Below are 12,842 nucleotides of genomic sequence, written 5' to 3' on the forward strand. Positions count from 1 at the left end.
CGCGGCGGACTGAGTAGCTTCTCAGTCATGACGATCGCGACCCTCGCCCTCGCCCCCGCCTCCGTGGCGACCGCCTCCTCCTCCGACAGCATCGACGAGCTCTCCGGGCTCGTCGGCGTCGCCGCGCGGGTGATCGCCGCGCTCGGAGAGGCGGGCGTCGGCCTGCTGACGCTGATCGAGACGGTGTTCCCGCCGATCCCGAGCGAGCTCGTGCTGCCGCTGGCCGGCTTCCTCGCCCAGCAGGGCCGGATGAACCTGGTGCTGGTCGTGATCACGGCGACCCTCGGCGCCTACCTCGGCGGCCTGATCCTCTACGCGCTCGGCTACCGCATCGGCACGGAGCGCTCGATCCGCCTGCTCTCCAAGCTCCCGCTGGTCGACCGCGAGGACTTCGAGAAGGCGGTCGGCTGGTTCCGCCGGCACGGCACCTGGGCGGTCCTCTTCGGTCGCCTCATCCCGGGCGTGCGCAGCCTCATCTCGCTCCCCGCGGGGGCCGAGCGGATGAACCTGCTGCTGTTCTCGGGACTGACGATCCTCGGCTCCGGCGTCTGGAACGGCCTGCTGATCGGCCTCGGCGCGGCCCTCGGCACGCAGTACGAGCTCGTCGACCAGTACGCGGGCGTGCTCGACGCGATCATCTACAGCGCGTTCGGCGTGCTGCTGCTCGCGCTCGTTGTGCGCCGCGTGCGGCGGCACCGTGCCGCGGCGCGCACCGGATCGCGCCACTGACCTGCGTCCTCGGGCGGGCGGGCGCAAGGCCCCGCGCCACCCCGCCCCGGTGCCCTAACGTTCGAGGGGTCCGCACTCCCCGACGCGAAGGAACGCCATGTCCGAGACCGCCGCGCCCACGATGTCCCGCACCTCCGTCGAGCGCTGGTGGATCATCGCCGTCTCGCTGATCGCGATCGTGCTCGGCGTCATCGCCGTCCTGATCCCCGGTCCGACGCTGCTGACCGTCGCCATCGTCTTCGGCATCCACCTGATCGCCGCGGGCGTCTTCCGCCTGCTGCTGGCCTTCACCGCCTCGCGGCTCGATGCCCGGGTGCGCTGGCTCGCGGGCCTGCTCGGCGCCCTGATCCTGGTCGCGGGCATCCTGTGCCTGTCGAACCCGTTCGAGTCGCTGAGCGTCCTGGGCCTCGTGATCGGCGCGGGCTGGATCCTCGACGGCGTCTCGAGCATCACCAGCGGCCGCACCGTCGCCGGCCCCGCGTGGCTGCCGATCGCGGCAGGGATCGCCTCGGTCATCGCGGGCGTCCTGACGATCATCATGCCCGTGCTGGCGCTGGCCTCCTTCGTCACGGTCGCGGCCATCCTGCTGATCGTCGTGGGCGTCTCGGGCCTGCTCCTGCTCCCGGGCCGCACGAAGCGCCCCGAGGGCGCCGAGGCGTAGACCGCGCGGATGGCCGATCCCGATCTCGTCCCCGAGCTGCTCGTCGCCGACCTCGCCGGAGCCTGGGATTCTGGTGCGGTCCCTGCGGGTCCCGGATCCACTACGCCCGGCCCGAGGAGGGCTTCGCGTACCTGGTCCTCGGCTCCGCGCACGTGATGCTCGAAGAGGCGGGGCGGGGCCGCAACTGGATCGCGGCACCGCTGGAGCGCCCGTTCGGCCGGGGGATGAACCTGCAGCTGCACGTCGACGACGCGGACCGGACGGCGGCGGCGCTCGCCGAGGCCGGGACGCCGCTGTTCTCGCCGCTCGAGACCCGCTGGTACCGGGTCGGAGCGGAGGAGGCGGGCGTCCGTCAGCTGGTGGTGGCCGATCCGGACGGGTACCTTCTGCGGTTCCAGTCGTCGCTCGGACGCCGACCGGCCCGAGCGGACGTCCCCGTCGCTCCCTGACCGGCCGACCGCGCCACCATCCGCTCGGCTCAGGACGTCATGCCAGCGAGTGACGACCGTGACACCGCGCGGCTGGTTCCCTCGAAGACATGACGCAGCACCCCGCCACCGCGACCCTCCCGCAGGTCCCGGCCGCCGCCCTCTCCGAGCCCGCGATCGAGCAGGCCGCCTCGGCGGAGCACGAGCCCCTCGTCCGTCCGGCGGACCTGGTGTCGGCGCTCACGGGCGTCGCGCTCTGCTTCTTCTCCCTCTTCGTCTACGCCATCGCGCACTGGCAGTACTTCGGCACGGACGTCGACGAGGTGAGCGTCCTCGGCTGGCTCGCGCCGCTGATCGCCGGCGTCGCCTGCCTGCTGTCGGCCGTCGTGTCCGTCGGGGTCCGCGCCTCCGGGCGCCGCGCCGAGCGGACCGCGGCATGATCCCCGTCCTCGCCGGGCCCGGCCTCGAGGCCGCGGAGCAGCTCCTCGTCCGCGCCGGATGCCTCCGCCCCGAGCACCCGTGGGCGGCCGGTGCCGCCACGGAGGCCGCGCCGCGGATCGACTTCGCCGTCCTCGCCGAGCAGGCGTGCCTCCTCGACCTCTCGGAGGAGGCGGTCGCCCGCATCGCCGTGTCGCTCGCCACCGGCCGTCCCGTCGATCTGCGGAGCGCCTTCGGGCATCTCGCGCGCGACCACGCTCAGCTCGTCATGACCGCGGTCGCCGCTGCCGCCGGGCACGACCGCGTGAGCAGCCGGATCCGCGTGGTCGGCGACGAGCGCCGGGTCGAGACGGCGCCGCCCCTGGCCGTCTGGCCCTCCTGAGCCCCCCGCCCGCCCCGATCGGGCGGGCGCGCTCGCCGATCCGACCCTGGGCTCCGCGTTCCTCCGATGCTCCGGCCCGGTGAGCCGTACGGAGGTGCCGTGCCGCCGACCCGCGTCGCTACGGCCTTTCGGAGGTGCCCGGTTTAGGGTGTCCGTGTGCAACGAGTCGACGATTTCCCAGGAGCCGGACCGGTGGCGACCTCACCCGAATCCGGTGACCAGGGGGAGGCGTCCGCGCATCGGCTCTCCCCGACGGCGACCTCTCCCGTGCAGGTGACGAGCGGCGAGGCCGGCTACCTGGGCGGCAACGTGGCCGATCCGGTGTGGCAGTCGTGGCGCGACGAGCTCGCCAAGGTCGGCGGTCCGTCGCCCCTGCTCCACTTCGTGGACTCGCCCCGGACGCGCATCGAGCTCTCGACCACGCACCCCGGCGGGCTGCCCCCGTTCATCTCGGGCAAGACGACGCTCCTCTCCTCGCTCATCCGCGACGAGCTCGCCCTGCGCACCGCGAAGAACGCCGCGGGTGCGATCACCGACAAGGGGATCGAGCTGCGCTCGGTCCGCGGCATCGAGGGCGTCCACCTCGCCATCGGCCTCGCCCAGTGGCGCGCCGGCGACACGGAGTTCACCGCACCCGTGCTCCTGCGCCCGCTCGCCATCCGCCGCTACGGCCGCGACTTCGAGCTCAAGCTCAAGGGCCAGCCCTACTTCAATCCGCAGCTCGCGCGCGCCCTCAAGCAGCAGTTCGGCATCACGATCGACCCCGAGCAGTTCGTCGAGCTGGCCGTGCAGAACGGCGTCTTCAAGCCGCAGCCGGTCATCGACCAGCTGCGCGGCCTGACCTCGCACCTGCCGTGGTTCGCCGTGCACCCGCGCCTCGTGGTCTCGAGCTTCGCCGACGTGGCGGGCGACATGCTCCGCGACGCCCGGATGCTCGAGCACCCGGTCCTCGACGCCGTCGCCGGGAACCCGGCCGCCAAGCGGGCGCTGCAGCAGTCGCAGAAGGTGGCGTCGATCATCCCGCAGGACGAGCGTCCTCCGGCGACCGACAACCTCCTCCTCGACGCGGACGCCGAGCAGGAGCAGGTGATCGCGAACATCGCGGCCGGCAACTCGCTCGTCGTGAAGACCCTTCCCGGCACGGGCGGCACCCAGACCATCGTCAACGCGATCGGCGCCCTGGCCGCCCAGCACAAGCGCGTGCTGGTCGTCAGCGCCCGCCGGTCGAGCCTCGACAGCATCCACCAGCGCCTGCTATCGGCGGGCCTGGGCGGCATCGCGGTCGGGCCCCGCACGCTCCGCCGCGACCTCATCCAGTCGATCGGCCGCAACGAGAAGGCCGCGCGCCCCTCCGTCAGCGAGATCGACGACGCCCTGCTCCGGCTGCGGAAGGTGCTGCTCGACTACCGCGGCGCGCTCTCCCGGCGCGACGAGAGCTTCGGCGTCTCGGCGCTGCAGGCCCTCGAGGAGCTCGCCCGCCTCTCGCAGCTGCGGACGCCCCCATCGACCGCCGCCCGCCTCGACCGCCGCTCCGTCACCGCTCTCGCGCACAGCCGCCCCGAGGCGACCCGGATGCTGATCGAGTCGGCGCGCCTGGGCGAGTTCCGCTACGGCCCGGGCGACTCGCCCTGGTACGGGGCCCAGTTCGACTCCACCGCCGACGCCGAGATCGCCCACGAGCTGGCCAAGCGCCTGCACCTGCGCGACCTGCCGCGCCTGCTCGACCGCGCCCAGGACGTCATCGGCCAGACGCGGATGCGCCCGTTCGAGTCGGTCGCCGAGCTCGGCATCTACCTGCGCCTGCTGCAAGACGTCCGCGAGACGCTGGACAAGTTCCAGCCGGCCGTCTTCGACCGCTCGATCCAGGACCTCATCGTCGCCACCTCGCCGCGCCGCGAGGCCGCCGAGATGTCGTCCACCAACCGCCGGCGCCTGAAGAAGCTCGCCCGCGAGTACCTGCGTCCCGGCGCGCACGTCACCGACCTCAACGCGGCGCTCCGCCGGGTGCAGCAGCAGCGGACGCTGTGGCAGCGCTACGCGGTCGCCGGCACGATCCCCGAGGTCCCGGTCGGCGTCGCCGACGTGCAGGTGGCCTACCAGCAGGTGACCGACCAGCTGAGCCGTCTCGACGAGCCGCTCGGCCGACGCGGGACGAACCTGCAGCTCGCCTCGCTCCCTCTCGCCGAGCTGGCCTCGATGGTGTCCGGCCTCGCCGAGGACAGCGAGGTGCTGGCCAACCTCCAGGAGCGGACGACCCTCCTCGCCACCCTCCGCGACTGGGGCCTGGACCCGCTGCTCACCGACCTCTCGCGCCGCCACGTGCCGGCCGAGCTGGTCGCGGGCGAGCTGGACCTGGCCTGGTGGCGCTCGGCGCTCGAGATCATGCTGACCGACGAGCGTGCGCTGCTCGGCGGCAACACGAGCGTGCTCGACCGGCTCGAGGCCGACTTCAAGCTCGTCGACGAGGCGCACGCCGCCTCGAGCGCCGAGCTGCTGGCCTGGAAGCTCTCCGAGACCTGGAAGATCGGGCTCGTCGACTGGCCGCAGGAGCGCGACGCGCTGCGCGCGCTGCTGCGCACCGAGGCGGCGACGACCCCTCAGGAGCTGCAGAAGGCCGCTCCGCACCTCTCGCGCGTGCTCGCTCCGGCCTGGCTCGCCTCGCCGTACGAGGTGCACCGCATCGGCACCGAGACGACCTTCGACGCGGTGTTCCTCGTCGACGCCGGGGCGACCACGCTGGCCGAGAACGTCGGAGCGATCCGCCGGGCCAAGCAGGTCGTCGCGTTCGGCGACCCGGTCACGCAGACCCCCACTCCCTTCGGCCTGCGCGTCGACGAGACGCCGGAGTTCGGCTCCACCGCCTCGCGGACCGACGTGGAGGCGCTGCACGCCCAGTCGGCGCTCGCCCGACTCGGCGAGCTGCTCAACACCGTCACGCTCACCCGCAGCTACCGCGCGGGCGGCGAGGACCTGGCCGAGCTGGTCAACCGCCGCTTCTACGGCGGCCGCATCGACTCGCTGCCCTGGGCCGGCTCGTTCCTCGGACACGACTCGCTCCGCTTCCACTACATCGCGAGCGGGCACGGCATGCCCGAGAACGACTCCGGAGCCGTCGAGTCCGTCGACGCCGAGGTCGCGAAGGTGGTCGAGCTGGTGCTCGAGCACGCGGTGATCCGTCCGCGCGAGTCGCTGATGGTCATCACCGCGAGTCCTCGCCACGCCGTGCGGGTGCAGCAGGCGGTGCTGACGGCCTTCGCCAAGCGCACCGATCTGAGCGACTTCATCCTCGGCGACCGACCCGAGCCCTTCGCCGTCGTGACGCTGGAGCAGTCGGTCGCGCAGAGCCGCGACCGCGTCATCTTCTCGATCGGCTACGGCCGGACGCCCCACGGCCGCCTGCTGTCGAACTTCGGCGCTCTCGCGGAGCCGGGCGGAGAGCGCCTGCTGGCGGTCGGGATGACCCGTGCCCGCCGCTCGATGGACATCGTCTCGTGCTTCCGCCCGGGCGACATCGACGAGTCGCGCATGCGCTACGGCATGGTCGCGCTCGCGCAGGTGCTGCAGGAGGCGGAGGACCGCGTCCAGCCGAGCGACCGCGACGACTACTCGGAGCCGATGCTGGTGGATCTCGCCGCGCGCCTCGAGCGCCGCGGAATCCGGGTCAACATCGGGCACAAGGGCAAGCTGGCGCTCGTCGCCGCGCACGGGACCCGTGCTGTGGTGGTCGAGACCGACCGCGACGTGAGCACGCAGAGCCTGCGCGTGTCGCTGCGCCTGCGTCCGGAGCTGCTGCGCCGGCTGGGCTGGCACTACCTGCGGGTGCACAACTTCGAGCTGTTCGCCGACCCCGAGGCCGTGGCCGCGCGGGTGGCCGGGCTGATCGGTGCGACCGCGGGGGAGGAGCAGACCCCTGCTCCCGCCGCCGGCGAGGCTCCTGCTGCTCCTGCCGTTCCTGCTGCCGCCGCCGCTCCGGCGTCGGGGGAGACGCAGCCCGTCGAGCCGCTGCCCCGCGACTGATCGTGGCGCCGTATCCCGACGCCCCCGCGGGTGCCGACCGCCCGTTGCGGCGCACCCGCGGCGGTCGGCGGGCGACGCTCCCCGCGAAGCCGGGCACCGATCCGTCCCCGCACGACGCTCCGATCGCCGACCCCTCCGCGCCGCCCGCGCGCCCCGACACCGGCCCGAACGACGCGCGCCTGCGCCAGGACGTCCCCCCGCACTACTGACGTCAGCCGGACCGGTCGGTGATCCGCGAGTCGGCGCTCGACCCGTCGACGACCTCGGACCTCACCCCGCCGCGCCCCGCCTCGACGAGCGAACGCGTCACGCCGCTGTCCGGCGACCGCTCACGTCGGACCCGGCGACGGTGACCGGCTGCTTCCCGTCCGGTGCCTGCGGACGATCGCGTCCGTCCGGTGCCTAGCTGATCGACCGCTTTCCGCCTCATGCCCGGCGATGTCCGATGAAGGCGTGGACACAGGAACGATCAGTCCCCGCCGGAGACGCTGAAGGCCCCGATAGGCGACCTACCGAGGGTGCAGGTGTCGTCCGAAACGCGTGCCAGCGTTTCGAACGCACTGTTCGCACACCGCTCCACGGAACGCTCTCCATCGGGAAGCCGACCGCGGTCTTCTTCCGCCTCCGGCGGAAGAAGACAGAGCGACTCAGTCGACGTGCTTGCCGGAGTTCGCGGTGGTTGCGGTGCCGTTGTTGGCGAGCAGATCGCGGATGTCGGCGAGGAGCTCGAGCTCGGTGGGGGCCTTGTCCTCCGCGGCGGGGGCGTCGGCGGCCTTCTTGGCGAACGCGGCGTTCTTGAGGTGGTTGATCGGCAGGACGAACGCGAAGTAGAGGACGAAGGCGACGATCACGAACTGGATCAGGGCCGAGACGACCGAGCCGTAGGCGATGACGGTCGGGTCCTCGCCGTTCTCTCCCGGTCGGATGGGCCAGACCAGGGCCTCGAGGGAGGAGGCGTCGAAGATCACGCCGATGAGCGGGTTGAAGATCCCCGTCACGATCGCGTTGACGATGGTCGTGAAAGCGGCGCCGATGACCACGGCGACAGCCAGGTCGATGACGTTGCCGCGGAGGATGAACTCCTTGAAGCCGTTGATCATGATCGTTCCGTTTCTGCCGTGAGCGGTGGGTGGCGGGTCAGCTCCCGGAGGAGGAACCCGAGGAGGAGGACCCGGAGGAGCCCGAGGACGACGAGGAGGAGGACGATCCGGAGCCCGAGGACCCCGAGCCGGACGAGGAGCCGCCCGAGCCCGATGAACCCGAGGATCCGGAGGAGGAGCCGCCCGATCCCGAGGAGCCCGACGACGAGTCGGATGAGCCGGAGCCGGATGCGCCCGAGCCGGACGATCCGGCACCCGAGGAGGAGGAGCCGCCCTCGCTCGACTTCCCGCCGGAGCGGGAGTCGGTGCGGTAGAAGCCCGAGCCGTTGAAGGTCACGCCGACCGCGCTGAACACCTTGCGCAGCGCCCCCTGGCAGCTCGGGCACTCGGTGAGCGTGTCGTCGGTGAACTTCTGCTGGATGTCGAAGGCGTTGCCGCACTGCGTGCAGCGGTAGGAGTAGGTGGGCACAGGGGGCTCCTCGGAGGCGGGTGGGGGAGAAGGAGGACGGGGTCAGTGGCGCAGGTCGACGATGCCGGAGGGAGTGACGACTCCGTCGACGGCCTGGTCGTGGACCTCGCTGGGCACCCGGTCGACGAGCTCGCTGTCGAAGACGACGGCGTAGACCGGCGGGCACTTCTCCATCGAGCCGAGGGTCTTGTCGAAGTAGCCGCGCCCCCAGCCCATCCGCATCCCCTGCCGGTCGACGGTGGCGGCCGGGACGACGATGAGGTCGACGTCGTTGATCGCGATGGGGCCGAGCAGCTGCCCGACGGGCTCGGGCATGCCGAACAGGCCCTGGGTCTCGGTGTGGCCGTCGCCGACCGCCCAGTCGAGCAGGCCGTCCTGGCGCGAGACGGGGAAGAGGACGCGGATGCCGTGGCTCTCGGCCCAGCCCAGGAACGGCCGGGTGCTCGGCTCGTCCGGAGCGGAGAGGTAGCACGCGAGGGAGCGGGCCCCCACGCGGGTGGCGAGCTCGATCAGGTGGGCGGTGATCTGCTCCGCGGCCTGGTCGCGAGCGGTCGAGGTCTGCGTGCGGCGGCGCTCGCGCAGCTCGGCGCGCAGCGCCCGCTTCTCGTGCGTGATGTCGGCTGGCATGCGCTCAGTCTAGAACCGGGCCCCGCGCCGGCCTCCGCGCGGACGCCCCTGAGGGACGCTCGTCCCGGACCGCCCCGGAACGGGGTCCGGCGCCTTCCGTCGCCGGTCCTGGCGCGAAACTCCCGCGACTTCCCCCGCCGCTAGGATGGCGCCCCATGGGCACTCGAATCCGCAAAGCAGTCATCCCCGCCGCAGGTCTCGGCACCCGCTTCCTGCCGGCGACGAAGGCCATCCCCAAGGAGATGCTGCCGGTCGTCGACAAGCCGGCGATCCAGTACGTGGTCGAGGAGGCGGCGGACGCCGGCCTCCAGGACGTGCTCGTGATCATCGGGCGCAACAAGAACGCGCTCGCCAACCACTTCGACTCGGTGCCCGAGCTCGAGCAGAACCTGTCCCAGAAGAAGGACGACAAGAAGCTCGAGCACGTCAAGTACGCCAGCGACCTCGCCGACGTGCACTTCGTCCGTCAGGGCGAGCCGAAGGGCCTCGGCCACGCGGTCTCCCGTGCGCAACGCCACGTCGGCGACGAGCCCTTCGCCGTGCTCCTCGGCGACGACCTGATCGACGCCCGCTACCCGCTGCTCTCCCGTATGATCGACGTCGCCGAGCAGCGCGACACCACGGTGGTCGCGCTGCTCGAGGTCGACCCCGACCAGATCCACCTCTACGGCTGCGCGGCGGTCGAGGCGACCGACGAGGACGATGTGGTGCGGATCACCGGCCTGGTCGAGAAGCCCTCCAAGGAGGACGCCCCCTCGAACCTCGCGATCATCGGCCGCTACGTGCTGAAGCCCGACGTGTTCGGCGTGCTCGAGCACACCGCTCCGGGCAAGGGCGGCGAGATCCAGCTGACCGACGCGCTGGAGCGCATGGCCCAGGATCCGGCCGAGTTCGGCGGCGTCTACGGCGTCGTGTTCCGCGGCCGCCGCTACGACACCGGCGACAAGCTCGACTACATCAAGGCCATCGTGCAGCTCGCCTCCGACCGCGACGACCTCGGCAAGGACCTCAAGCCCTGGTTGAAGGACTTCGTCGCCGGCCTCTGAGCCCCGGCGAGCGCGCCTCCGGAACGGACGGGACCCCCTGCTGAGGCGGGGGATCCCGTCCGTTCCTCCGTTCCCCGAGAGCACGGAACGCCGCGGAGTCCAGTCCCCCTCCCGCAGTGCGGTGGAGCAGTAGGGTCGCATCATGCCGCTCCCGATCCCGACGCTCACCGAGGGTCGTGTCACCGTCCGCCCCATCCGCGTGCGCGACGCCCGCCCTCTCGAGCGGGAGCTGATCGCGAACCGGTCGTGGCTGCGCCAGTGGGAGGCGTCCGACCCCCGGGGAGGCGCCGCGTTCGACGTGCGCGCCAGCATCCGCTCGCTGCAGCAGAACGCGCGGGCCGGCGGCGGAGTGCCGTTCCTCATCGACTGGGACGGCGAGCTCGCCGGGCAGCTCAACATCTCGAACATCGGGTACGGCTCGCTCTCCTCCGGGTCGATCGGCTACTGGGTGTCCGAGCGCTACGCCGGGCGGGGGATCACTCCGATCGCCGTGGCCCTCGCGGCCGACCACGCCTTCCTCGACCTGGGGCTGCACCGGATCGAGATCTGCATCCGCCCGGAGAACCGGCCGAGCCTGCGCGTGGTCGAGAAGCTCGGCTTCCGCTACGAGGGCCTGCGGCGGCGCTTCATCCACATCAACGGCGACTGGCGCGACCACTTCTGCTTCGCCCTCGTGGCGGAGGAGGTGCCCCGCGGCGTGCTCCGCCGCTACCTCGACGGGCAGGTCCCGTCGGAGGTCGGCGTGCCGACCGACGCGGATCTCCGCGCCTCGCGCCGCTCGGGTCTCTCCGGACCCTCCGACGGCGCCGGTGTCCCTCCGACGGGGCCCCGACTGATCCGCGATCCGCACGGACACACCTACCCGTAATGACGGACGGGAGTGCCCGGTGCTCCTAGCGTTGTCCGCATGAGTAGCGACTGGCTGGGCGGGGGCGTCGTCTGGGCGATCGCCGCCGTTCTGTGGGTCGCCTACCTGATCCCCACGTGGATGCGCAGGCGGTCGTACAACGCGACCGAGCGCAACGCGGTGAGGCTGCAGCAGACGCTGCGGATCCTCGCCGAGACCGCGGAAGTGCCCGAGCACGTGCGTGCGGAGGCGACAGCCCGCGAGGTGGCGCTGCAGCAGCGCCGGCTCCGGGTGACCGAGACACGACGACGAGCCGAAGAGAAGGCACAGGCGATGGAGCTGGCACAGGCGGAGAAGGCGGCGCGCGACGCGCTGCGACGGGCGACCGCGAGCGCACGGCGGAGCACGCGGTCAGGGCCCTCGGTCCTGCGCTGGCGCCAGGGCGCCGCGCTGGCCGTGCTGGTCGGGGCGGTCGCCGCGCTGGTCGGGCTCGTGATGCTGCCCTTCGGCGGCACGGGTGCGGTGCCGCTCGTCGGCCTGCTCCTCGCCGTCGCGGGGCTCGGCACGCTGATCCTGCTGGCTCCGGGTCGCCGGCGCGCGGCCGCTCCGGCCGCAACAGCGACGACGGCCGCCGCGACCGAGCGCCGGCGCGCCGAGGTCTTCGAGGCCGAGCTCGCCGAGGAGGCGGCGGACGACGCCTCCGAGGAGCTCGCCGAGGACCGTGCGAGCTGGACGCCGCAGCCGCTCCCCAAGCCGCTCTACCTCTCCCGGGGCACGGTCGCCGCCTCCGCGATGGCGTCGATCGACGCCGTGGAGCGCCTGCGCACCGCCGCGGCGGAAGCGGAGCTCGCCCAGCGCGCCGCCGCGACCGCTCCCGAGGTGGCGCCGCTGCGCGTCCCGCGTGCTGCCGCTCCCGCTCCCGAGGCGCCGCGTCCCTCCTCCCGCTTCGCCGCGATGGGCGTCGTGGACGGCGTCGACGCGATCGACCTCGACCAGGCGCTGCAGCGCCGCCGCGGGGCCTGACCCGAGTGCGAGGCGCCTGCTCGTCCGTGCTAGTGTGGACGAGTTGTTCGGGCCGGTGACGGCTCGGAAGGCACGGGTCCGTGGCGCAGTTGGTAGCGCGCTTCGTTCGCAATGAAGAGGTCAGGGGTTCGAATCCCCTCGGATCCACCACCACGGAAGGCCCGCTCGAGAGAGCGGGCCTTTCGTGTTCTCCCGGCGGCCGGATCGGGAACCTCGCCTGTTCGGCGGGTCGACCGCCTCGCGGCCTCGACGCGCTCGTCGGCGGAGGAGTGGTCCGTTGGATCGGCTTCGGTACTAGGCGTCTCCGCCGATCCTGGCTCGACCGCCGAGGACGGCGACTCCCGTCGAGACTCCGGCGACTGCGACCATCGCGACGATGCCCAGTGCCCGGAGCACGAACGCCTTGTGCTCCGAATCCTTGAGTGCTTCGTCGTCGATCGCTTCTTTGAACAGCCGAAGGACCGAGTAGCGGTCCGCCGCGCTCAGGGTGTCACGATCCAGTTCGCGGTTCAGGACGGCGCGGTACTCGGCGAAGGCCCTGTGAACCTTCTTCTGACTCTTCCAGTTGGCTCGAACGGCTGAACTCGCCTGATCTCGCACTTCACTGAACGAGTCGAGGACGAGATTCTTGAAATCCGGGAACTGCTCGACGACCTTCAGGGCGAGCTCCTCGCTCATGTTCGGCAGCTCGGATGCGAACGCTATGAACTTCTCTTTCGACAGATTCCTCCAAGAGTCGATACCGATCCTCTGCTTGAGATCGTCCTCGTTCGAGTAGTCCATGCTGATCCCTCTTCCCTCCACGGCGACGGCCGATCATCGCTTCAGAGTATCGAGGAGGAGCCGTCGGTCCACGTGCTCTCCGGGCGGGAGAGCGCGCGGGCCGGTCGTGCAGGTCCTGACGATCGGGCGCCCGAAGCTGTGGGCCGCCCGCCTCCGTGCGTCCTCCGTGTCCCCCATCCGGGCCGCGCCGGACGGGAGCCGTTCTCCTCCGGTCCGTCGGGGGATCCGCGGCGACGTACGCTCGCCCCTCGTGCTCTCGCAGCACGCGAGGCACTCGAACGATGGACGACCA

General features: G+C 72.0%; 14 protein-coding genes and 1 tRNA gene. 11 read left to right on the forward strand and 4 right to left on the reverse strand.

Annotation, left to right across the window (positions count from 1 at the left end; genetic code table 11):
* The first annotated feature begins 27 nt into the window (after window positions 1–27).
* The 7 genes from C5C44_RS09635 (at window position 28) to C5C44_RS09665 (ending at window position 6,864) form a co-directional block, all read left to right on the forward strand.
* Window positions 28–729 carry a DedA family protein gene (locus C5C44_RS09635; protein WP_104288086.1) on the forward strand — a complete coding sequence of 234 codons (702 nt, stop codon included), beginning with the start codon at window positions 28–30 and terminating at the stop codon, window positions 727–729.
* Window positions 730–826: 97 nt separating this feature from the next.
* Entirely contained in the window at window positions 827–1,390 is a 564-nt protein-coding gene (locus C5C44_RS09640) for an HdeD family acid-resistance protein (RefSeq protein WP_104232862.1), read from the forward strand.
* 152 nt (window positions 1,391–1,542) lie between these two features.
* Entirely contained in the window at window positions 1,543–1,839 is a 297-nt protein-coding gene (locus C5C44_RS09645; protein ID WP_219827845.1) for a hypothetical protein, read from the forward strand.
* A gap of 89 nt (window positions 1,840–1,928) precedes the next feature.
* Window positions 1,929–2,258, forward strand: a complete 330-nt coding sequence (locus C5C44_RS09650; protein WP_104226447.1) for a hypothetical protein — start codon at window positions 1,929–1,931, stop codon at window positions 2,256–2,258.
* The gene (locus C5C44_RS09655) at window positions 2,255–2,638 is read left to right on the forward strand and encodes a hypothetical protein (RefSeq protein ID WP_104238332.1); all 384 of its coding nucleotides are present in this window, start codon (window positions 2,255–2,257) and stop codon (window positions 2,636–2,638) included. Before C5C44_RS09650 ends, C5C44_RS09655 begins: the two co-directional genes overlap by 4 nt.
* A gap of 192 nt (window positions 2,639–2,830) precedes the next feature.
* Window positions 2,831–6,655, forward strand: a complete 3,825-nt coding sequence (locus C5C44_RS09660; RefSeq protein WP_374953971.1) for an AAA family ATPase — start codon at window positions 2,831–2,833, stop codon at window positions 6,653–6,655.
* Window positions 6,656–6,657: 2 nt separating this feature from the next.
* Window positions 6,658–6,864 carry a hypothetical protein gene (locus C5C44_RS09665; RefSeq protein ID WP_104335761.1) on the forward strand — a complete coding sequence of 69 codons (207 nt, stop codon included), beginning with the start codon at window positions 6,658–6,660 and terminating at the stop codon, window positions 6,862–6,864.
* Between the two features lie 438 nt (window positions 6,865–7,302).
* Here C5C44_RS09665 and mscL read toward each other — a convergent pair whose 3' ends face one another.
* The 3 genes from mscL to C5C44_RS09680 are packed head-to-tail and all read right to left on the reverse strand — an operon-like array spanning window position 7,303 to window position 8,851.
* Window positions 7,303–7,755: a large conductance mechanosensitive channel protein MscL gene (gene mscL / locus C5C44_RS09670; protein ID WP_181027096.1), complete on the reverse strand. Its 453-nt coding sequence runs from the start codon at window positions 7,753–7,755 to the stop codon at window positions 7,303–7,305.
* 37 nt (window positions 7,756–7,792) lie between these two features.
* The gene (locus C5C44_RS09675) at window positions 7,793–8,224 is read right to left on the reverse strand and encodes an FmdB family zinc ribbon protein (RefSeq protein WP_104223220.1); all 432 of its coding nucleotides are present in this window, start codon (window positions 8,222–8,224) and stop codon (window positions 7,793–7,795) included.
* A 42-nt stretch (window positions 8,225–8,266) separates the two neighbouring features.
* Window positions 8,267–8,851, reverse strand: coding sequence for a 5-formyltetrahydrofolate cyclo-ligase (locus C5C44_RS09680; protein WP_104223219.1), 585 nt, complete (start codon window positions 8,849–8,851; stop codon window positions 8,267–8,269).
* Window positions 8,852–9,006: 155 nt separating this feature from the next.
* Between C5C44_RS09680 and galU the strand changes: the two genes are divergently transcribed.
* The 4 genes from galU to C5C44_RS09700 all read left to right on the forward strand — a co-directional run bounded on the left by galU (window position 9,007) and on the right by C5C44_RS09700 (window position 11,917).
* Complete coding sequence (galU, locus tag C5C44_RS09685) at window positions 9,007–9,897, forward strand: UTP--glucose-1-phosphate uridylyltransferase GalU (protein ID WP_104297210.1); 891 nt, start codon at window positions 9,007–9,009, stop codon at window positions 9,895–9,897.
* Window positions 9,898–10,039: 142 nt separating this feature from the next.
* Window positions 10,040–10,765, forward strand: coding sequence for a GNAT family N-acetyltransferase (locus C5C44_RS09690; protein ID WP_104223217.1), 726 nt, complete (start codon window positions 10,040–10,042; stop codon window positions 10,763–10,765).
* 39 nt (window positions 10,766–10,804) lie between these two features.
* Complete coding sequence (locus C5C44_RS09695) at window positions 10,805–11,767, forward strand: hypothetical protein (RefSeq protein WP_104335762.1); 963 nt, start codon at window positions 10,805–10,807, stop codon at window positions 11,765–11,767.
* A gap of 74 nt (window positions 11,768–11,841) precedes the next feature.
* Window positions 11,842–11,917, forward strand: a tRNA-Ala gene (locus C5C44_RS09700).
* A gap of 144 nt (window positions 11,918–12,061) precedes the next feature.
* On the opposite strand, the gene C5C44_RS09705 is transcribed toward C5C44_RS09700, so the two are convergent.
* Window positions 12,062–12,550 (reverse strand): hypothetical protein, encoded by a 489-nt coding sequence (locus tag C5C44_RS09705; protein WP_104226443.1) that lies wholly within the window; start codon window positions 12,548–12,550, stop codon window positions 12,062–12,064.
* Window positions 12,551–12,842 lie beyond the last annotated feature (292 nt).

The sequence above is a fragment of the Rathayibacter sp. AY1F6 genome, from assembly GCF_002932035.1.
Taxonomy (GTDB): domain Bacteria; phylum Actinomycetota; class Actinomycetes; order Actinomycetales; family Microbacteriaceae; genus Rathayibacter.

Excerpts from the sequence above, each read along its gene's own strand:
- C5C44_RS09635 (WP_104288086.1), top strand. The coding sequence starts at position 28 with ATGACGATCGCGACCCTCGCCCTCGCCCCCGCCTCCGTGGCGACCGCC.
- C5C44_RS09640 (WP_104232862.1), top strand. The coding sequence starts at position 827 with ATGTCCGAGACCGCCGCGCCCACGATGTCCCGCACCTCCGTCGAGCGC.
- C5C44_RS09650 (WP_104226447.1), top strand. The coding sequence starts at position 1,929 with ATGACGCAGCACCCCGCCACCGCGACCCTCCCGCAGGTCCCGGCCGCC.
- C5C44_RS09655 (WP_104238332.1), top strand. The coding sequence starts at position 2,255 with ATGATCCCCGTCCTCGCCGGGCCCGGCCTCGAGGCCGCGGAGCAGCTC.
- mscL (WP_181027096.1), bottom strand. The coding sequence starts at position 7,755 with ATGATCAACGGCTTCAAGGAGTTCATCCTCCGCGGCAACGTCATCGAC.
- C5C44_RS09680 (WP_104223219.1), bottom strand. The coding sequence starts at position 8,851 with ATGCCAGCCGACATCACGCACGAGAAGCGGGCGCTGCGCGCCGAGCTG.
- galU (WP_104297210.1), top strand. The coding sequence starts at position 9,007 with ATGGGCACTCGAATCCGCAAAGCAGTCATCCCCGCCGCAGGTCTCGGC.
- C5C44_RS09690 (WP_104223217.1), top strand. The coding sequence starts at position 10,040 with ATGCCGCTCCCGATCCCGACGCTCACCGAGGGTCGTGTCACCGTCCGC.
- C5C44_RS09695 (WP_104335762.1), top strand. The coding sequence starts at position 10,805 with ATGAGTAGCGACTGGCTGGGCGGGGGCGTCGTCTGGGCGATCGCCGCC.
- C5C44_RS09705 (WP_104226443.1), bottom strand. The coding sequence starts at position 12,550 with ATGGACTACTCGAACGAGGACGATCTCAAGCAGAGGATCGGTATCGAC.